Origin of the sequence: Escherichia sp. MOD1-EC6842 (assembly GCF_002965705.1) — a bacterium.
Lineage (GTDB): Bacteria > Pseudomonadota > Gammaproteobacteria > Enterobacterales > Enterobacteriaceae > Escherichia > Escherichia ruysiae.
In genome coordinates, this window is the sequence record NZ_PTRF01000012.1 from 90,429 (window position 1) to 109,400 (window position 18,972).

The 18,972-nt window shown below is 51.3% G+C and carries 20 protein-coding genes; 14 read left to right on the plus strand and 6 right to left on the minus strand.

The annotated features are described in order from the left end of the window. Positions 1 to 18: 18 nt before the first annotated feature. The 3 genes from recF to dnaA are packed head-to-tail and all read right to left on the minus strand — an operon-like array spanning position 19 to position 3,597. Positions 19 to 1,092 carry a DNA replication/repair protein RecF gene (recF, locus tag A7Z29_RS15475; RefSeq protein WP_000060090.1) on the minus strand — a complete coding sequence of 358 codons (1,074 nt, stop codon included), beginning with the start codon at positions 1,090 to 1,092 and terminating at the stop codon, positions 19 to 21. Continuing rightward, on the minus strand, positions 1,092 to 2,192 hold the full coding sequence (gene dnaN / locus A7Z29_RS15480) for a DNA polymerase III subunit beta (protein ID WP_000673456.1): 1,101 nt from the start codon (positions 2,190 to 2,192) through the stop codon (positions 1,092 to 1,094). Before dnaN ends, recF begins: the two co-directional genes overlap by 1 nt. A gap of 4 nt (positions 2,193 to 2,196) precedes the next feature. Beyond that, positions 2,197 to 3,597 (minus strand): chromosomal replication initiator protein DnaA, encoded by a 1,401-nt coding sequence (dnaA, locus tag A7Z29_RS15485; protein ID WP_000059098.1) that lies wholly within the window; start codon positions 3,595 to 3,597, stop codon positions 2,197 to 2,199. A 296-nt stretch (positions 3,598 to 3,893) separates the two neighbouring features. Here dnaA and A7Z29_RS24070 point away from each other — a divergent pair, with 296 nt between their 5' ends. The 13 genes from A7Z29_RS24070 to yieF all read left to right on the plus strand — a co-directional run bounded on the left by A7Z29_RS24070 (position 3,894) and on the right by yieF (position 15,087). Continuing rightward, the gene (locus A7Z29_RS24070; RefSeq protein ID WP_123056761.1) at positions 3,894 to 3,965 is read left to right on the plus strand and encodes a hypothetical protein; all 72 of its coding nucleotides are present in this window, start codon (positions 3,894 to 3,896) and stop codon (positions 3,963 to 3,965) included. Positions 3,966 to 4,203: 238 nt separating this feature from the next. Next, the gene (gene rpmH, locus A7Z29_RS15490; protein WP_000831330.1) at positions 4,204 to 4,344 is read left to right on the plus strand and encodes a 50S ribosomal protein L34; all 141 of its coding nucleotides are present in this window, start codon (positions 4,204 to 4,206) and stop codon (positions 4,342 to 4,344) included. 16 nt (positions 4,345 to 4,360) lie between these two features. Next, complete coding sequence (gene rnpA / locus A7Z29_RS15495; RefSeq protein WP_000239730.1) at positions 4,361 to 4,720, plus strand: ribonuclease P protein component; 360 nt, start codon at positions 4,361 to 4,363, stop codon at positions 4,718 to 4,720. Then, entirely contained in the window at positions 4,684 to 4,941 is a 258-nt protein-coding gene (gene yidD / locus A7Z29_RS15500; RefSeq protein WP_001307474.1) for a membrane protein insertion efficiency factor YidD, read from the plus strand. Before rnpA ends, yidD begins: the two co-directional genes overlap by 37 nt. A gap of 2 nt (positions 4,942 to 4,943) precedes the next feature. After that, a complete protein-coding gene (yidC, locus tag A7Z29_RS15505) occupies positions 4,944 to 6,590 on the plus strand; it encodes a membrane protein insertase YidC (protein ID WP_000378289.1) in 1,647 nt (548 codons plus the stop codon). 105 nt (positions 6,591 to 6,695) lie between these two features. After that, positions 6,696 to 8,060 (plus strand): tRNA uridine-5-carboxymethylaminomethyl(34) synthesis GTPase MnmE, encoded by a 1,365-nt coding sequence (mnmE, locus tag A7Z29_RS15510; protein WP_001282346.1) that lies wholly within the window; start codon positions 6,696 to 6,698, stop codon positions 8,058 to 8,060. 241 nt (positions 8,061 to 8,301) lie between these two features. Further along, entirely contained in the window at positions 8,302 to 8,376 is a 75-nt protein-coding gene (gene tnaC / locus A7Z29_RS15515; RefSeq protein WP_032147965.1) for a tryptophanase leader peptide, read from the plus strand. A 221-nt stretch (positions 8,377 to 8,597) separates the two neighbouring features. After that, positions 8,598 to 10,013 (plus strand): tryptophanase, encoded by a 1,416-nt coding sequence (tnaA, locus tag A7Z29_RS15520; protein ID WP_010347274.1) that lies wholly within the window; start codon positions 8,598 to 8,600, stop codon positions 10,011 to 10,013. A 90-nt stretch (positions 10,014 to 10,103) separates the two neighbouring features. Beyond that, on the plus strand, positions 10,104 to 11,351 hold the full coding sequence (tnaB, locus tag A7Z29_RS15525; RefSeq protein ID WP_000138823.1) for a low affinity tryptophan permease TnaB: 1,248 nt from the start codon (positions 10,104 to 10,106) through the stop codon (positions 11,349 to 11,351). A 132-nt stretch (positions 11,352 to 11,483) separates the two neighbouring features. Beyond that, a complete protein-coding gene (gene mdtL / locus A7Z29_RS15530; RefSeq protein ID WP_105290436.1) occupies positions 11,484 to 12,659 on the plus strand; it encodes a multidrug efflux MFS transporter MdtL in 1,176 nt (391 codons plus the stop codon). After that, the gene (gene yidZ, locus A7Z29_RS15535; RefSeq protein ID WP_105290437.1) at positions 12,634 to 13,593 is read left to right on the plus strand and encodes an HTH-type transcriptional regulator YidZ; all 960 of its coding nucleotides are present in this window, start codon (positions 12,634 to 12,636) and stop codon (positions 13,591 to 13,593) included. Before mdtL ends, yidZ begins: the two co-directional genes overlap by 26 nt. 156 nt (positions 13,594 to 13,749) lie before the next feature. Continuing rightward, entirely contained in the window at positions 13,750 to 14,499 is a 750-nt protein-coding gene (locus A7Z29_RS15540; RefSeq protein ID WP_010347267.1) for a 4'-phosphopantetheinyl transferase family protein, read from the plus strand. 21 nt (positions 14,500 to 14,520) lie between these two features. Further along, positions 14,521 to 15,087, plus strand: coding sequence for a class I chromate reductase YieF (yieF, locus tag A7Z29_RS15545; protein ID WP_105290438.1), 567 nt, complete (start codon positions 14,521 to 14,523; stop codon positions 15,085 to 15,087). A gap of 54 nt (positions 15,088 to 15,141) precedes the next feature. On the opposite strand, the gene adeP is transcribed toward yieF, so the two are convergent. After that, positions 15,142 to 16,479 carry an adenine permease AdeP gene (gene adeP / locus A7Z29_RS15550; protein WP_010347264.1) on the minus strand — a complete coding sequence of 446 codons (1,338 nt, stop codon included), beginning with the start codon at positions 16,477 to 16,479 and terminating at the stop codon, positions 15,142 to 15,144. 166 nt (positions 16,480 to 16,645) lie between these two features. On the opposite strand from adeP, the gene yieH reads away from it, so the two are divergent. After that, positions 16,646 to 17,311 carry a 6-phosphogluconate phosphatase gene (gene yieH / locus A7Z29_RS15555; protein WP_032226867.1) on the plus strand — a complete coding sequence of 222 codons (666 nt, stop codon included), beginning with the start codon at positions 16,646 to 16,648 and terminating at the stop codon, positions 17,309 to 17,311. 69 nt (positions 17,312 to 17,380) lie between these two features. On the opposite strand, the gene phoU is transcribed toward yieH, so the two are convergent. After that, a complete protein-coding gene (gene phoU / locus A7Z29_RS15560) occupies positions 17,381 to 18,112 on the minus strand; it encodes a phosphate signaling complex protein PhoU (protein WP_000377802.1) in 732 nt (243 codons plus the stop codon). 14 nt (positions 18,113 to 18,126) lie between these two features. After that, positions 18,127 to 18,900, minus strand: coding sequence for a phosphate ABC transporter ATP-binding protein PstB (gene pstB, locus A7Z29_RS15565; RefSeq protein WP_000063120.1), 774 nt, complete (start codon positions 18,898 to 18,900; stop codon positions 18,127 to 18,129). Positions 18,901 to 18,972 lie beyond the last annotated feature (72 nt).

Below are 18,972 nucleotides of genomic sequence, written 5' to 3' on the forward strand. Positions count from 1 at the left end.
CGCTCATTTATACTTGGGTTAATCCGTTATTTTACCCTTTTCCACGGTAAACATCTTCGAATTTTCGTCCGACATGTCTATAACGTGTTCAGCACTTATCGCACTGACAAAGACCTGTGATTGCGTCGCTTTTAAGCGACTGGCAAGCAGTCCGCGACGCTCATCATCAAGCTCAGAGGCAAAATCATCTATCAGGTAGAGACACCGCCGCCCGCTTTCACGGGTGAGGAACTCTCCTTGCGCCAGACGTAAGGCGCACATCAGCAGCTTTAGCTGCCCACGCGATAAGGTATCTTCCACCGGCGCACCGTCGGCGCGAATGCGTAAGTCCGCTTTGTGCGGGCCGTGCGCGGTGTAGGTTAGCTGGCGATCGCGTTCAAAATTACGTTCCAGCACCTCAGCGTATTCTGTCTCTTTCTCCCAGCCGCGCTGAAAAGAGAAAGTCAGAGAAAACTCCGGGAGAAATTGCTTACAGGTATCGGCCATATCGGCGGCGATACCGGCGCTGTACTGGGCGCGCCAGGTGCTGATTTGCTCCGCCAGCGGGATCAGTTCTTTATCCCACGGGCGTAGCTGCTCGTAACGAGTCACCTGGCGCAGCGCCGCATTGCGCTGCTTGAGCAAACGCTTGAGATTGCTCCAGGCGGTGAAAAATCCAGGTTCGTTGTGAAAGCATCCCCAGTCGAGGAATGCTCTTCTGTATTTCGGGCCGCCGTTGAGTAAAGTAAACCCTTCTGGCGTTATCAGTTGCATCGGCATCAGATGCGCCAGCTCCGCGACTTTATGCCCGTCAGTACCGTCAATGCGGACTTTGCTGTCGCCCTGTTTATCTTTGGTTAAGCCAATTGCCGTCTCACGCTCTTCGCCCTGTAATCGCCCGTGGAGAATAAACGCCTCCTGCTCATGGCGAATGACGCGACCAATCTGCAAACTACGAAACGCCCGACCGTGACCGAGCGTATAGATGGCTTCCAGCACGCTGGTTTTGCCACTGCCGTTGGCACCCACCAGAAAGTTAAAGCCAGGAGATAAAGCGAGATCCGCGTTTTCGATATTGCGGAAATCGCGGATCAACAAGCGGGTGAGGGACATTACAGTCTCATTGGCATGACAACATAGGCAGCCGACTGTGATGCGGCATCTTCAATCTGCACGCTGGAAACCGAATCGGTCAGCATCATACGCACGTTTTCGCATTTCAGCGCGTTCAGAACATCCAGCACATAGCTAACGTTGAAGCCGATTTCCATTTCTGCACCGCTATAGGTGACGTCGAGGATCTCTTCCGCTTCTTCCTGTTCCGGGTTGTTGGCGGTAATTTTCAACTGGTTTTCACTGACATACAGGCGCACACCACGGAATTTCTCGTTAGAGAGAATCGCCGCACGAGCAAACGCCTGTTTGAGCAGATCACAGCCAGCTTCCAGATGTTTATCCGGGTTCTTCGGCAGAACTCGACGGTAATCCGGGAAGCGACCGTCCACCAGTTTGGAGGTGAAGATAAAGTCGCCAACGTGGGCGCGAATGTTGTTGCTGCCAATCTGCACGCGCAGCGGATTGTCGCCACCGTCGAGCATACGCATTAGTTCAATCACACCTTTACGCGGCACAATCACCGAATGGCTTGGCAAAGACTGACCAATCGGCATTGAGCAGACCGCCAGACGGTGACCGTCGGTCGCCACGGTACGCAGTTCTTCGCCTTCGGTTTCGAACAACATACCGTTTAAATAATAGCGAACGTCCTGATGCGCCATTGAAAACTGGGTCGCTTCAATCAGACGCTTCATCGTCGCCTGCGGCAGGGTAAATTCGACTTCGCTCTGCCAGTCATCGAGGTTCGGGAAATCCGCCGCTGGCAGGGTAGAGAGTGAAAAACGGCTACGCCCGGAGCGCACCAGCATCCGCTCACCTTCCAGTTGCACGGCAATTTCCGCGCCTTCAGGCAGACCACGGCAGATATCAAAGAATTTGCGCGCCGGAACGGTCGTCGCCCCTGGTTCGTGCGGCTGAATCAGCGCAACACGTGCCACCATTTCCATCTCGAGATCAGTACCGGTCAGCGACAACGTACCGTCAGCAACCTGTAACAGCAGATTACCGAGAATCGGTAGCGTAGGACGACCACCTAACGGACCGCTCACCTGTTGTAGCGGTTTTAATAAATGCTCACGTTCTACGGTAAATTTCATAGGATTAAGATGACAATGTTCTGATTAAATTTGAAAAATCTTCTTTGATATCATGGCTTTCTTCACGCAACTGCTCGATCTTACGGCAAGCATGAAGCACCGTCGTGTGGTCACGACCACCAAACGCATCGCCGATCTCTGGCAGACTGTGGTTAGTCAGCTCTTTCGCCAGCGCCATCGCCATCTGGCGCGGACGCGCCACCGAGCGAGATCGACGCTTGGAAAGGAGATCCGCGACTTTGATCTTGTAGTACTCCGCCACCGTCTTTTGAATATTGTCGATGGTGACCAGTTTTTCCTGCAATGCCAGCAAATCGCGCAGCGCCTCACGCACGAAGTCGATGGTGATCGCCCGTCCGGTAAAGTTAGCGTTAGCAATGACGCGGTTCAGTGCCCCTTCCAGCTCACGCACGTTAGATCGTAGACGCTTGGCGATAAAGAACGCCACTTCGCCCGGCAAACGAATGTCGTTTTCGTCGGCCTTTTTCATCAGGATCGCCACGCGGGTTTCCAGCTCTGGCGGTTCGATCGCCACAGTCAGTCCCCAGCCAAAGCGGGATTTCAAACGATCCTCAACGCCGTTGATCTCTTTCGGATAGCGATCCGAGGTGAGAATGATCTGCTGATTACCTTCCAGCAGGGCGTTAAAAGTGTGGAAAAACTCTTCCTGGGATCGTTCTTTATTAGCAAAAAACTGAATATCGTCGATCAGCAGCGCATCTACTGAACGGTAGTAGCGTTTAAACTCTTCAATCGCGTTGTTTTGCAGAGCTTTTACCATGTCCTGCACAAAACGTTCGGAGTGCATATAAACCACTTTGGCATTGGGCTTGCGCGCCATAATGCCATTGCCCACCGCATGGAGCAGGTGAGTTTTCCCCAGCCCCGTGCCGCCATAAAGGAACAGCGGGTTATAGGCGCCGCCAGGGTTGTCTGCCACCTGGCGAGCCGCCGCGCGCGCCAGTTGGTTAGATTTACCTTCGACGAAGTTATCAAATGTATGTTTAACGTTAACGTTGGAACGATAGGTCGGTTCTGCCGGAGCCGGAACGTTATCCCAACCCGAGCGCGCCGCAGGTGCAGCACGTTGCGGTTGCACCTGAGCGGCCTGAGCTGGTGCAACGGTGTTACTGGCAGGGACTTTCAGCGTTTGTGTCACGGGCTTTGTGCCCACTTCAAAACGCAGCTGTGGGGCATCCGCTCCGCAGAAACTGGTTAGCAGTCCATTGATATTATTGAGGTACTTGTCCCGTACCCAGTCGAGGACAAAACGGTTTGGCGCGTACAAGGCCAGCGTGTTATCGCTCAGTTCCGCCTGCAATGGGCGTATCCACATACTAAATTCTGTGGCTGGTAACTCATCCTGCAATCGGGCAAGACACTGCTGCCAAAGCGAAAGTGACACGGCGGACTCCACTCGAACAAAAGTCGATTATGACTAAGGCTGAAACATTCATGATTGTTGACGCACGTCGAAAAGACCCTGCATGAGGGTGACGCACGAACCGCTGTCTGCGGTTATATGCCCGATCAAGATCCTGCAAAACGATCGGGACCGAGGATCATAGCCTAAACTGCGCAAGAGATCTTCTGTTTCTCACAGATTTTCCCGATTTATCCACAGGACTTTCCAGAACCCGTTAAGTGTAAACGATCCCGGCGCAAGGCGGGCACGATTTAGGCCGCATATTGGAAAATTTAATGACCATAAACAAAATTAGTCTTAATCGATCTAATAAAGATCCTGAGCGATCCTTGCGCTTTACCTGGTAGCCCGTATAATCCTCCACCCGGCGCGCAATGCTGGTTTTCACCGGTATACAGTTGCACTTTTTCCCTGTGAAAAGGTGCGGAAAAGCGCGGTAAATAAGGAAAGAGAATTGACTCCGGAGTGTACAATTATTACAATCCGGCCTCTTTAATCACCCATGGCTTCGGTGTCCATCGTTCGATTTTCGGACGGATATCCAATAAAGCCATTGAATTTATTCAAGTTTAGGTAGAAATCGCCATGAAACGCACTTTTCAACCGTCTGTACTGAAGCGCAACCGTTCTCACGGCTTCCGTGCTCGTATGGCTACTAAAAATGGTCGTCAGGTACTGGCACGTCGTCGTGCTAAAGGCCGTGCTCGTCTGACCGTTTCTAAGTAATAAAGCTAACCCCTGAGTGGTTAAGCTCGCATTTCCCAGGGAGTTACGCTTGTTAACTCCCAGTCAATTCACATTCGTCTTCCAGCAGCCACAACGGGCTGGCACGCCGCAAATCACCATCCTCGGCCGCCTGAATTCGCTGGGGCATCCCCGTATCGGTCTTACAGTCGCCAAGAAAAACGTTCGACGAGCGCATGAACGCAATCGGATTAAACGTCTGACGCGTGAAAGCTTCCGTCTACGCCAACATGAACTCCCGGCTATGGATTTCGTGGTGGTGGCGAAAAAAGGGGTTGCCGACCTCGATAACCGTGCTCTCTCGGAAGCGTTGGAAAAATTATGGCGCCGCCACTGTCGCCTGGCTCGCGGGTCCTGATAGCCCTTATTCGGGTCTACCAACGCCTGATTAGTCCGCTACTCGGGCCGCATTGTCGTTTCACTCCAACCTGTTCAAGCTACGGAATTGAGGCATTGCGCAGGTTTGGAGTGATAAAAGGCAGTTGGTTGACGGTGAAACGCGTATTAAAATGCCACCCTTTACACCCTGGTGGTGACGATCCCGTCCCGCCCGGACCATTTGATACCAGAGAACACTAACGATGGATTCGCAACGCAATCTTTTAGTCATCGCTTTGCTGTTCGTGTCTTTCATGATCTGGCAAGCCTGGGAGCAGGATAAAAACCCGCAACCTCAGGTTCAACAGACCACGCAGACAACGACCACCGCAGCGGGTAGCGCCGCCGACCAGGGCGTACCGGCCAGTGGCCAGGGGAAACTGATTTCGGTTAAAACCGACGTGCTTGATCTGACCATCAACACCCGTGGTGGTGATGTTGAGCAGGCCCTGCTGCCGGCTTACCCGAAAGAACTGAACTCTACCCAGCCGTTCCAGCTGCTGGAAACCTCACCGCAGTTTATTTATCAGGCACAGAGCGGTCTGACCGGTCGTGATGGCCCGGATAACCCGGCTAACGGCCCGCGTCCGCTGTATAACGTCGAAAAAGACGCTTATGTGCTGGCTGAAGGCCAAAACGAACTGCAGGTGCCGATGACGTATACCGACGCGGCAGGCAACACGTTTACCAAAACGTTTGTCCTGAAACGTGGTGATTACGCTGTCAACGTCAACTACAACGTGCAGAACGCTGGCGAAAAACCGCTGGAGATCTCCACCTTTGGTCAGTTGAAGCAATCCATCACTCTGCCACCGCATCTCGATACCGGAAGCAGCAACTTTGCGCTGCATACCTTCCGTGGCGCGGCGTACTCCACGCCTGACGAGAAGTACGAGAAATACAAGTTCGATACTATTGCTGACAACGAAAACCTGAACATCTCTTCGAAAGGTGGTTGGGTTGCGATGCTGCAACAGTATTTCGCAACTGCATGGATCCCGCATAACGACGGCACCAACAACTTCTATACCGCTAATCTGGGTAACGGCATCGCCGCTATCGGCTATAAATCTCAGCCGGTACTGGTTCAGCCTGGTCAGACTGGCGCGATGAACAGCACCCTGTGGGTTGGCCCGGAAATCCAGGACAAAATGGCGGCCGTTGCTCCGCACCTGGATCTGACCGTTGATTACGGTTGGTTGTGGTTCATCTCTCAGCCGCTGTTCAAACTGCTGAAATGGATCCATAGCTTTGTGGGTAACTGGGGCTTCTCCATTATCATCATCACCTTTATCGTTCGTGGCATCATGTACCCGCTGACCAAAGCGCAGTACACCTCCATGGCGAAGATGCGTATGCTGCAGCCGAAGATTCAGGCAATGCGTGAGCGTCTGGGCGATGACAAACAGCGTATCAGCCAGGAAATGATGGCGCTGTACAAAGCTGAGAAGGTTAACCCGCTGGGCGGCTGCTTCCCGCTGCTGATCCAGATGCCAATCTTCCTGGCGTTGTACTACATGCTGATGGGTTCCGTTGAACTGCGTCAGGCACCGTTTGCACTGTGGATCCACGACCTGTCTGCACAGGACCCGTACTACATCCTGCCGATCCTGATGGGCGTAACGATGTTCTTCATTCAGAAGATGTCGCCGACCACCGTGACCGACCCGATGCAGCAGAAGATCATGACCTTTATGCCGGTCATCTTCACCGTGTTCTTCCTGTGGTTCCCGTCAGGTCTGGTGCTGTACTATATCGTCAGCAACCTGGTAACCATTATTCAGCAGCAGCTGATTTACCGTGGTCTGGAAAAACGTGGCCTGCATAGCCGCGAGAAGAAAAAATCCTGATTCGGTGAGTTTTCGCTAAAATAAGGGCGGTCAGTTGACCGCCTTTTTTCTTTTCGTAGTGCGGATAAGCACAGCGCATCCGCCACACAAAGCAACAGGAACATCATGAGCGATAATGACACTATCGTAGCCCAGGCCACGCCTCCTGGACGTGGCGGCGTTGGCATCCTGCGCATCTCCGGCTTCAAAGCCCGTGAAGTTGCCGAAACCGTGCTGGGTAAATTGCCTAAGCCGCGCTACGCCGATTATCTTCCGTTTAAAGACGCCGACGGCAGCGTGCTCGATCAGGGGATTGCGCTATGGTTCCCTGGCCCGAACTCGTTCACCGGTGAAGATGTGCTGGAACTGCAAGGTCATGGCGGTCCGGTGATCCTCGACCTGCTGTTAAAACGTATTCTGACCATTCCTGGCCTGCGGATTGCTCGCCCTGGTGAGTTTTCAGAACGCGCGTTTCTTAACGATAAACTCGATTTAGCCCAGGCCGAAGCGATTGCGGATCTTATCGACGCCAGCTCAGAACAGGCGGCTCGTTCGGCGCTTAACTCACTGCAAGGCGCGTTCTCCGCCCGGGTCAACCATCTGGTGGAAGCCCTCACCCACTTGCGCATTTACGTCGAAGCGGCGATTGATTTCCCCGATGAAGAGATCGATTTCCTCTCCGACGGCAAAATTGAAGCCCAACTCAATGACGTGATTGCCGACCTCGACGCAGTACGCGCCGAAGCACGTCAGGGTAGTCTGCTGCGCGAAGGGATGAAGGTGGTGATTGCCGGGCGCCCAAATGCCGGTAAATCGAGCCTGTTAAACGCGCTGGCAGGCCGTGAAGCGGCAATCGTGACTGATATTGCCGGAACCACGCGCGACGTGCTGCGTGAGCATATTCATATTGACGGGATGCCTCTACATATTATCGATACCGCCGGGCTACGAGAAGCCAGCGACGAAGTGGAACGTATTGGTATCGAGCGCGCGTGGCAGGAAATTGAACAGGCCGATCGCGTGCTGTTTATGGTTGATGGCACGACGACAGACGCCGTTGATCCAGCAGAGATCTGGCCGGAGTTTATCGCCCGTCTGCCTGCAAAACTGCCGATCACCGTGGTGCGCAATAAAGCCGACATTACCGGCGAAACGCTGGGAATGAGCGAAGTGAACGGTCACGCGTTGATTCGTCTCTCTGCAAGGACTGGCGAAGGCGTGGATGTGTTGCGTAACCATCTCAAACAGAGCATGGGTTTCGACACGAATATGGAAGGTGGCTTCCTGGCGCGTCGTCGTCACTTACAGGCGCTGGAACAGGCGGCGGAACATCTACAACAGGGCAAAGCGCAACTGTTGGGAGCCTGGGCAGGTGAACTGCTGGCGGAAGAGTTGCGCCTGGCACAGCAGAACTTAAGCGAAATCACCGGGGAATTTACCTCTGATGATTTGCTGGGGCGGATTTTCTCCAGCTTCTGTATCGGTAAGTAACCCGTACCTACAAAGCCGCATCCTGATTGCCTGATGCGGCTTTGCTTTCTTGTTAGCACTCTTATTATTACTCAACTCTTTTTATAAACCTTAACCTTCTCACGTAACTTATTTTCTTAAAAAAGCATTTAATATTGCTTCGTAATCGTTTGTGATTCGATTCACATTTAAACAATTTCAGAATAGACAAAAATCTTGAGTATTATACTGTAACGTCGTGTCTTTCGAGGATAAGTGCATTATGAATACCTTACATATATGTGTGACCTCAAAGTGGTTTAATATTGACAACAGAATTGTCGATCACCGCCCTTAATTTGCCCTTCTGTAGCCATCATCAGAACCAAACCGAATTAGATTCCATGTGATCTATTTGTTTGCTATATCTTAATTTTGCCTTTTGCAAAGGCTATCTCTCATTTATTTACTTGTTTTAGTAAATGATGGCTCTTGCATATATATCTGGCGAATTAATAGATATTGCAAATGTAATATTCACAGGGATCACTGCAATTAAAATAAATGAAGGATTATGCAATGGAAAACTTTAAACACCTCCCTGAACCGTTCCGCATTCGTGTTATTGAGCCAGTAAAACGTACCACTCGCGCTTATCGTGAAGAAGCGATTATTAAATCCGGTATGAACCCATTTCTGCTGGATAGCGAAGATGTGTTTATCGATTTACTGACCGACAGTGGCACCGGAGCGGTGACGCAGAGTATGCAGGCAGCGATGATGCGCGGCGACGAAGCCTACAGCGGCAGCCGCAGCTACTACGCATTAGCCGAGTCAGTGAAGAATATCTTTGGTTATCAATACACCATTCCGACTCACCAGGGGCGTGGCGCAGAGCAAATCTACATTCCGGTACTGATTAAAAAACGCGAGCAGGAAAAAGGGCTGGATCGCAGCAAAATGGTAGCGTTCTCGAACTATTTCTTCGACACCACTCAGGGGCATAGCCAGATTAACGGCTGTACCGTGCGTAACGTCTATATCAAAGAAGCCTTCGATACGGGCGTGCGTTACGACTTTAAAGGTAACTTTGACCTCGAAGGATTAGAACGCGGTATTGAGGAAGTTGGCCCGAATAACGTGCCATATATCGTTGCTACCATCACCAGTAACTCCGCAGGTGGTCAGCCGGTTTCACTGGCAAATATGAAAGCGATGTACAGCATTGCGAAGAAATATGACATTCCTGTAGTGATGGACTCCGCGCGCTTTGCTGAAAACGCCTATTTCATCAAGCAACGTGAAGCGGAATACAAAGACTGGACTATCGAGCAAATTACCCGCGAAACCTACAAATATGCCGATATGCTGGCAATGTCCGCCAAGAAAGATGCGATGGTGCCGATGGGCGGCCTGCTGTGCGTGAAAGACGACAGCTTCTTCGATGTCTATACCGAGTGCAGAACCCTTTGCGTGGTGCAGGAAGGCTTCCCGACTTATGGTGGTCTGGAAGGTGGCGCGATGGAGCGTCTGGCTGTGGGTCTGTATGATGGCATGAATCATGACTGGCTGGCTTATCGTATTGCGCAGGTGCAGTATCTGGTCGATGGTCTGGAAGAGATTGGCGTTGTGTGTCAGCAGGCGGGCGGTCACGCGGCGTTCGTTGATGCAGGTAAACTGTTGCCGCATATTCCGGCAGATCAGTTCCCGGCACAGGCGCTGGCGTGCGAGCTGTATAAAGTCGCCGGTATCCGTGCGGTAGAAATTGGTTCTTTCCTGTTAGGCCGCGATCCGAAAACCGGTAAACAACTGCCGTGCCCGGCAGAATTGCTGCGTTTAACCATTCCACGCGCAACCTATACTCAAACACATATGGACTTTATTATTGAAGCCTTCAAACATGTGAAAGAGAACGCAGCAAATATTAAAGGGTTAACCTTTACCTACGAACCGAAAGTATTGCGTCACTTCACCGCAAAACTGAAAGAAGTTTAATTAATACACTCAGAGTGGCTATAAGGATGTTAGCCACTCCACTCCCTACATCCTCAATAACAAAAATAGCCTTCCTCTAAAGGTGGCATCATGACTGAACAAGCAGAAAAAAAACACTCTGCATTTTGGGGTGTTATGGTTATAGCAGGTACAGTAATCGGTGGAGGTATGTTTGCTTTACCTGTTGATCTTGCCGGTGCCTGGTTTTTCTGGGGTGCCTTTATCCTTATCATTGCCTGGTTTTCAATGCTACATTCTGGGTTACTTTTATTAGAAGCAAATTTAAATTATCCCGTCGGCTCCAGTTTTAATACCATCACTAAAGATTTAATCGGTAACACCTGGAACATTATCAGCGGCATTACCGTTGCCTTCGTTCTCTATATTCTCACTTACGCCTATATCTCCGCTAACGGCGCGATCATTAGCGAAACGATATCAATGAATCTGGGCTACCATGCCAATCCTCGCATTGTCGGGATCTGCACGGCCATTTTCGTCGCCAGCGTATTATGGATAAGTTCGTTAGCCGCCAGCCGTATCACGTCATTGTTCCTCGGGCTGAAGATTATCTCCTTTGTCATTGTGTTTGGCTCTTTCTTCTTCCAGGTCGATTATTCCGTTCTACGTGATGCCACCAGCACGACTGCGGGGACGTCTTACTTCCCGTACATTTTTATGGCTCTGCCAGTGTGCCTTGCGTCATTTGGTTTCCACGGCAATATTCCCAGCCTGATTATTTGCTATGGCAAACGCAAAGATAAGCTCATCAAAAGCGTGGTTTTCGGTTCGCTGCTGGCGCTGGTGATTTATCTCTTCTGGCTGTATTGCACGATGGGGAATATTCCGCGTGAAAGTTTTAAAGCGATTATCTCCTCCGGCGGCAACGTCGATTCACTGGTGAAATCGTTCCTCGGCACCAAACAACATGGCATTATCGAGTTTTGCCTGCTGGTGTTCTCCAACTTAGCTGTCGCCAGCTCGTTTTTTGGTGTCACGCTGGGGTTGTTCGATTATCTGGCGGATCTGTTTAAGATTGATAACTCCCACGGCGGGCGTTTCAAAACCGTGCTGTTAACCTTCCTGCCACCCGCGTTGTTGTATCTCGTCTTCCCGAATGGCTTTATTTACGGGATCGGCGGTGCCGGACTGTGCGCCACTATCTGGGCGGTCATTATTCCCGCAGTGCTGGCAATCAAAGCTCGCAAGAAGTTTCCCAATCAGATGTTTACGGTCTGGGGCGGCAATCTTATTCCGGCGATTGTCATTCTCTTTGGTATAACCGTAATTTTATGCTGGTTCGGTAACGTTTTTAACGTGTTACCTAAATTTGGCTGATCCCTTCAAGAAGCCAGCTATTTTGCTGGCTTCTTGCCTGTCAGGAAATCTCTTTTGTCCAAATGGCAACTCGCCTGATTCTCCGTCACCACGTATGCTTTGCGTCACCTTTCCGTCAGGACGCTTTAGCTCATGTCCCGTTTCTTAATTTGTAGTTTTGCCCTGGTTTTACTTTATCCCGCAGGGATTGATATGTACCTCGTTGGTTTACCGCGCATCGCCGCCGACCTCAATGCCAGCGAAGCGCAGTTACATATTGCGTTTTCCGTTTATCTGGCGGGAATGGCGGTAGCGATGTTATTTGCCGGTAAAGTGGCCGATCGTTCAGGGAGAAAGCCGGTCGCCATCCCCGGCGCGACGCTATTTATTATCGCCTCAGTGTTCTGTTCACTGGCTGATACCAGCACGTTATTTCTTGCAGGGCGATTGCTACAGGGACTTGGCGCGGGCTGTTGTTACGTGGTGGCGTTCGCCATTTTGCGCGACACGCTGGATGATCGACGTCGGGCAAAAGTGCTGTCGTTACTCAACGGCATTACCTGCATCATTCCGGTGTTAGCACCGGTACTTGGGCATCTGATTATGCTTAAATTCCCGTGGCAGAGCCTGTTCTGGGTAATGGCGATGATGGGGTTCGCAGTACTGATGTTGTCTTTATTTATTTTAAAAGAAACGCGCCCTGCCGCGCCTGCCGCTTCGGACAAACCACGAGAAGATACTGAATCGCTGCTTAACCGTTTTTTCCTCAGCCGTGTTGTTATCACCACCCTCAGCGTTTCGGTGATCCTCACCTTCGTGAATACGTCGCCTGTATTGATGATGGAAATCATGGGTTTTGAGCGCGGTGAATACGCCACCATTATGGCGCTGACCGCAGGCGTCAGTATGACCGTATCGTTCTCCACGCCGTTTGCATTGGGAATTTTTAAGCCGCGAACGCTGATGATCACCTCGCAGGTGTTATTCCTGGCGGCGGGTATCACCCTTGCCATTTCACCTTCCCACGTGATTTCTCTGTTTGGCATCACGCTGATTTGCGCCGGTTTTTCGGTAGGCTTCGGCGTGGCAATGAGTCAGGCGTTAGGGCCGTTTTCATTACGCGCAGGCGTGGCCAGTTCGACCTTAGGCATCGCGCAGGTTTGCGGTTCGTCACTGTGGATTTGGCTGGCAGCGGTGGTTGGTCTCAGCGCATGGAATATGCTGATCGGGATTCTGATTGCCTGTAGCATAGTGAGCTTGTTGCTGATTATGCTCGTCACACCTGGACGCCCTGTTACCGCTCATGAAGAAATCCATCACCACGCTTGATCTCAATTTGCTGCTCTGTCTGCAATTGCTGATGCAGGAGCGCAGCGTAACCAAAGCGGCGAAACGGATGAACGTCACGCCTTCGGCGGTGAGCAAGTCATTGGCAAAACTTCGGGCATGGTTTGATGATCCGCTCTTTGTGAACTCACCGCTGGGTCTGACGCCCACGCCGCTGATGGTCAGCATGGAACAAAATCTGGCGGAATGGATGCAAATGAGCAATCTGCTGCTGGATAAACCGCATCACGAAACGCCGCGCGGCCTTAAGTTTGAGTTAGCGGCGGAGTCGCCGCTGATGATGATCATGTTTAACGCGTTATCGAAACAGATCTACCAGCGTTACCCCCAGGCGACCATCAAACTACGTAACTGGGATTACGATTCGCTGGATGCAATTACCCGTGGCGAAGTGGATATCGGTTTTTCCGGTCGTGAAAGTCATCCCCGTTCGCGGGAGCTACTAAGTTCGTTGCCGTTATCCATTGATTATGAAGTGCTGTTTAGTGATGTGCCCTGCGTCTGGCTACGCAAAGATCATCCGGCACTACGTGAAGCGTGGGATCTGGACACCTTTCTGCGTTATCCGCATATCAGCATTTGCTGGGAACAGAGCGACACCTGGGCGCTGGACAATGTGTTACAGGAGCTAGGCCGAGAACGCACGATTGCTATGAGTCTGCCAGAATTTGAGCAGGCGCTATTTATGGCGGCGCAGCCCGACAATCTGCTACTGGCGACCGCACCGCGCTACTGTCAGTACTACAATCAGCTCCACCAACTGCCGTTGGTTGCTCTTCCTCTCCCCTTTGACGAAAGCCAGCAAAAAAAGCTGGAAGTACCGTTTACTCTGCTGTGGCACAAACGGAATAGCCATAACCCGAAGATCGTCTGGTTACGGGAAACCATTAAAAATATTTACGCCTCGATAGCATAATAAAATCGTATAAAATGCGACCACATTTCACGATAAAATGTAAAAAACATGTAATAAACTTATCCGAATCGAACTTTTCGCCACTTTAGTCTGTCCATAGTTCCAGCAAATGATTACTCTTGTATTCATAATGGACCATTAAGCATGGAGCGAAAAATGGCGACTCACTTTGCCCGAGGGATTTTAACGGAAGGACATTTGATATCTGTTCGTCTCCCCTCCCGGTGTCATCAAGAAGCCCGAAATCTTCCCCCTCATCGTCAAAGCCGTTTTCTGGCGTCCAGAGGTTTACTCGCAGAACTGATGTCTATGCTGTATGGCATAAGCGAATTACCAGAGATCGTCACCCAGGCTAAAGGAAAGCCGGTTTTCCTCGATAAAAATTTGCCATCATTTTCAATATCCTATGCCGGAAATATGGTCGGCGTAGCGTTAACAACCGAAGGTGAGTGTGGTCTCGATATGGAGCTACAGCGCGCAACACGCGGGTTTCATAGTCCCCATGCACCCGATAACCCTATTTTTTCCAGCAATGAATCGTTATGGATCAGTAAGCAGAACGATCCTAATGAAGCACGAGCGCAACTCATTACTTTGCGCCGAAGCGTGCTAAAACTTACCGGCGATGTACTGAATGACGACCCGCGCGATCTGCAATTGCTGCCCATTGCCGGACGCCTGAAATGTGCCCATGTAAATCATGTAGAAGCGTTATGCGACGCAGAGGACGTGCTGGTGTGGTCCGTGGCGGTCACTCCAGCGATTGAGAAGCTCAGTGTCTGGGAGTTAGATGGTAAGCAAGGCTGGAAAAGTCTGCCGGATATTCACAGTCGCGCCAACAACCCCACCAGCCGGATGATGCGTTTTGCCCAGCTATCTACCGTGAAGTCTTTTTCGCCAAATTGATAGACAACCACAGGAGTCATCATGTCTGAAAAATTGAAGGTGGTTACGTTACTGGGGAGCCTGCGCAAAGGCTCATTTAATGGCATGGTTGCACGTACACTGCCGAAAATTGCCCCTGCGGGTATGGAAGTCAATGCGTTACCTTCCATTGCCGACATTCCTCTGTATGACGCTGACGTACAGCAGGAAGAAGGTTTTCCAGCGACAGTTGAAACTCTGGCGGAACAAATTCGCCAAGCTGACGGCGTGGTGATCGTCACGCCGGAATATAACTACTCCGTGCCGGGCGGACTGAAAAATGCCATCGACTGGCTATCTCGCCTGCCGGATCAACCGCTGGCCGGTAAACCGGTGTTGATTCAGACCAGCTCAATGGGCGTGATTGGCGGCGCGCGCTGCCAGTATCACCTGCGCCAGATTCTGGTTTTTCTCGACGCGATGGTAATGAACAAACCGGAGTTTATGGGCGGTGTGATTCAGAACAAAGTCGATCCACAAACCGGAGAAGTAATTGATCAAGGAACACTGGATCATCTGACCGGACAATTGACCGCATTTGGCGAGTTTATTCAGCGGGTGAAACTCTAAATAAAAAACCCGCCAGCGGTAACTCATGGCGGGTTTTTTAACGAGTTATCGATTTTAGTGGGCGTCGATAAACACGATCTTCAGGATAAACAGCAGCGCAACGATGATTACGCACGGGCTTAGATCACGCAGACGTCCGGTGCCGATTTTCATCACGCAGTAGGAAATGAAGCCCAGCGCAATACCTTCAGTAATCGAAAAGCTGAACGGCATCATCACGGCGGTAATAAACGCCGGAACGGATTCAGTAAGATCCTGCCATTTCACGCGAGCAAGACTTGAGGTCATCAGTACGCCCACGTAGATCAGCGCGCCAGCAGCAGCATAGCCAGGCACCATTCCCGCCAGCGGTGACAGAAAGATAACCAGCAGGAATAGCAGGCCGACAACCACTGCCGTCAGACCGGTACGACCGCCAACGGAAACACCAGAAGAGGACTCAATATACGCCGTGACGGAAGATGTACCGATAAAGGAACCGGTAACAGAAGAGATACTGTCGACATACAGCGCCTGCTTCATGCGCGGGAATTTACCTTTCTCATCCGCCAGACCCGCTTTATCGGTTACGCCAATCAACGTACCGGAGGAGTCAAACAGGTTGACCAGCATGAAAGAGAAAATTACCCCTGCCAGACCGAGGTTTAATGACCCGGCTAAATCCACATGACCCACTACCGTCATCACGCTCGGCGGCGCGGAGACAATGCCGTTGTAGTGCACATCACCCAGCATCCAGCCCAAAAGCGTCGTCACCACGATGGAAACCAGCACCGCCGCGTGAATGTTGCGCGAGGCCAGAATAGCAATGATGAAGAAGCCGAGGATACCCAGCAGCACGCTGTGAGAAGTCAGGTTACCGATGCTAACCAGCGTTTCCGGGTTAGCGACAATGACACCTGCGTTTTTCAGCCCCATCATACCAATGAACAGGCCGATACCGCTGGTGATCCCCACACGCAGACTCACTGGAATGTTAGCAATCATCCAGTAGCGAACGCGGAAAATCGTCAGTAACAGCAGACCAATCGCGCCCCAGAAAATGGCGCCCATCCCGACCTGCCATGGCAAGCCCATCGCCTGCACCACAACAAAGGCGAAGAACGCATTCAGACCCATAGCGGGAGCCAGCGCGACTGGCAGGTTAGCAAACAGCCCCATCAGAATACTGCCGAACGCAGCAATCAGACAGGTGGTGACGAAGACGGCGCTGGTGTCCATGCCAGCGACGCCAAGAATTTGCGGGTTAACAAAAACGATGTAAACCATCGTCAGGAAGGTGGTAAAACCAGCGATCACTTCGGTTCGTGCCGTCGTGCCATGTTCGCGCAGTTTAAACACGCGTTCCAGCATCCCCTGGCCAGAAGCCTGGGTTGTGTGTTGTTGACTCATTATCTATTTCCGAACAAGGAGGGAAAATCCGTCGCTATCGTATACCAAAATGAGACAATATGGACGGCTGAAGATAACTTTTTTTCATTGTATTTGCTTATACGGCAACGATTGCGTCGCGCCAATCTGCATGACGAAAACGTTAAACTAACGATAAAGGAAAGACATGTCCCAGATAGAAGCGGTATTTTTCGACTGTGACGGTACGCTGGTCGATAGCGAGGTTATTTGCTCTCGCGCCTATGTCACGATGTTCAGGGAATTTGGCATTCACGTTGACCTGGAAGAGATTTTTACCCGTTTTAAAGGCGTAAAACTCTACGAAATCATCGACATCATTAGCAAAGAACAGGGCGTAGAAATGGTTCGTGCCGATGCCGAGCACGTTTATCGTGCGGAAGTGGCACGTCTGTTTGATAGCGAACTGGAGGTGATTGCGGGTGCTAACGAATTGCTGGCGAGCGTTAACGTGCCGATGTGCGTCGTCTCTAACGGCCCAGTCAGCAAAATGCAACATTCGCTTGGCAAACTCAATATGCTGCACTATTTCCCGGAAAAACTGTTCAGCGGTTACGATATCCAACGCTGGAAGCCCGATCCGGCGTTAATGTTCCATGCGGCAAAAGCGATGAATGTGAACGTTGAAAACTGCATTCTGGTTGATGACTCCAGCGCCGGTGCGCAGTCAGGAATCGATGCCGGTATGGAAGTGTTTTACTTCTGCGCTGACCCGCACAATAAGCCGATCGTTCATCCGAAAGTCACTACTTTTACCCATCTTTCACAGTTACCGGAACTCTGGAAGGCTCGCGGCTGGGATATCACTCAGTAAATAAAGAGACCGGTGATATATCTCACCGGTCAGATTACGTACTCGCAGATTGCCTGATGCGGCATACAGTTAGCGTGAGGCTTTCGGATCTTTCTCTGCCAGCAGTTTATCCAGCTCATCGCCGCCGACGTGACGGAAATCCTGCCCTTTCACGTAGTAGAAGATATATTCACAGATATTCTGACAACGGTCACCGATACGTTCGATTGAACGCGCACAGAACAGCGCGGTAAGTACGCTCGGAATAGTGCGCGAATCTTCCATCATGTAGGTCATCAGCTGACGAACAATACCTTCGTACTCCTGATCGACTTTTTTATCTTCACGATAAATTCGTACCGCTTCGTCAATATCCATGCGCGCGAACGCGTCCAGTACGTCATGCAGCATCTGGATTGTGTGACGCCCCAGAGATTCCAGACTTACCAGCAACGGCTGATGCTGCTGGGAGAATTTCTCCAGCGCAGTACGGCAGATTTTGTCCGCCACGTCGCCAATACGCTCCAGTTCGGCGATGGTCTTGCTGATCACCATCACCAGACGCAGGTCGCTCGCCGTCGGCTGACGTTTAGCAATAATGCGCACACAGGCTTCATCGATTGCCACTTCCATCATGTTGACGTTTTTGTCGCCTTCGATCACACGCTTCGCCAGATCGCTGTCCTGGTTGTGCATGGCGGTGATGGCATCAGTAAGCTGTTGCTCCACCATACCGCCCATGGTCATCACCTGCGTGCGGATGCTTTCCAGTTCGGCATTGAACTGGCCAGAAATATGTTTATTAAGATTGAGACTGTCCATAACGCACTCCTGAATCAACCGTAACGACCGGTGATGTAGTCTTCTGTTTGTTTCTTCGCTGGCTTGGTGAACAGATCGTCCGTGTTGCTGAACTCAATCAATTCGCCCATATACATAAATGCCGTGTGGTCGGAACAACGCGCAGCCTGCTGCATGTTGTGGGTGACGATCACCACGGTGTAATCCTGCTTCAGTTCGGTGATCAGCTCTTCAATACGCCCGGTGGAGATAGGGTCGAGCGCCGAACACGGTTCGTCGAGCAGCAGCACTTCTGGGCGAATGGCGATTCCTCGCGCAATGCACAGACGCTGTTGCTGACCACCAGAGAGAGAGTAACCGCTCTGGTGCAATTTATCTTTGGTTTCGTTCCACAATGCGGCTTTGGTCAATGCCCACTGTACGCGCTCGTCCATGTCGGCACGAGAGAGCTTCTCAAACAGACGGACACCAAAAGCGATGTTGTCGTAGATGGACATCGGGAACGGTGTCGGTTTCTGGAACACCATGCCCACTTTCGCACGCAGCAGGGCGATATCCTGAGTGTTCGTCAGAATGTTGTCGCCATCGAGCAGAATTTCACCTTCCGCACGCTGATCCGGGTACAGTTCAAACATTTTATTGAAGGTACGCAGCAGCGTCGATTTACCGCAGCCGGACGGCCCGATAAACGCCGTAACCTGGTTTTTAGCGATATCCAGGTTGATGTTTTTCAGGGCATGGAATTTGCCGTAGTAGAAGTTCAAATTACGAACCTGAATTTTACTCGGGGCAGTTTCAACCATACTCATTGCAATCTTTTCCTCATCGTGCCTGATGCACTTCGCGAATCAGGCTTACCGTAGGCCGGATAAGGCGCTCAC

Coding starts and splice junctions, on each gene's coding strand:
- mnmE (WP_001282346.1), top strand. CDS start 6,696: ATGAGCGATAATGACACTATCGTAGCCCAGGCCACGCCTCCTGGACGT.
- yidZ (WP_105290437.1), top strand. CDS start 12,634: ATGAAGAAATCCATCACCACGCTTGATCTCAATTTGCTGCTCTGTCTG.
- yidC (WP_000378289.1), top strand. CDS start 4,944: ATGGATTCGCAACGCAATCTTTTAGTCATCGCTTTGCTGTTCGTGTCT.
- pstB (WP_000063120.1), bottom strand. CDS start 18,900: ATGAGTATGGTTGAAACTGCCCCGAGTAAAATTCAGGTTCGTAATTTG.
- phoU (WP_000377802.1), bottom strand. CDS start 18,112: ATGGACAGTCTCAATCTTAATAAACATATTTCTGGCCAGTTCAATGCC.
- A7Z29_RS15540 (WP_010347267.1), top strand. CDS start 13,750: ATGGCGACTCACTTTGCCCGAGGGATTTTAACGGAAGGACATTTGATA.
- yieF (WP_105290438.1), top strand. CDS start 14,521: ATGTCTGAAAAATTGAAGGTGGTTACGTTACTGGGGAGCCTGCGCAAA.
- tnaA (WP_010347274.1), top strand. CDS start 8,598: ATGGAAAACTTTAAACACCTCCCTGAACCGTTCCGCATTCGTGTTATT.
- adeP (WP_010347264.1), bottom strand. CDS start 16,479: ATGAGTCAACAACACACAACCCAGGCTTCTGGCCAGGGGATGCTGGAA.
- tnaB (WP_000138823.1), top strand. CDS start 10,104: ATGACTGAACAAGCAGAAAAAAAACACTCTGCATTTTGGGGTGTTATG.
- mdtL (WP_105290436.1), top strand. CDS start 11,484: ATGTCCCGTTTCTTAATTTGTAGTTTTGCCCTGGTTTTACTTTATCCC.
- yidD (WP_001307474.1), top strand. CDS start 4,684: ATGGCGCCGCCACTGTCGCCTGGCTCGCGGGTCCTGATAGCCCTTATT.
- yieH (WP_032226867.1), top strand. CDS start 16,646: ATGTCCCAGATAGAAGCGGTATTTTTCGACTGTGACGGTACGCTGGTC.
- rpmH (WP_000831330.1), top strand. CDS start 4,204: ATGAAACGCACTTTTCAACCGTCTGTACTGAAGCGCAACCGTTCTCAC.
- recF (WP_000060090.1), bottom strand. CDS start 1,092: ATGTCCCTCACCCGCTTGTTGATCCGCGATTTCCGCAATATCGAAAAC.
- dnaN (WP_000673456.1), bottom strand. CDS start 2,192: ATGAAATTTACCGTAGAACGTGAGCATTTATTAAAACCGCTACAACAG.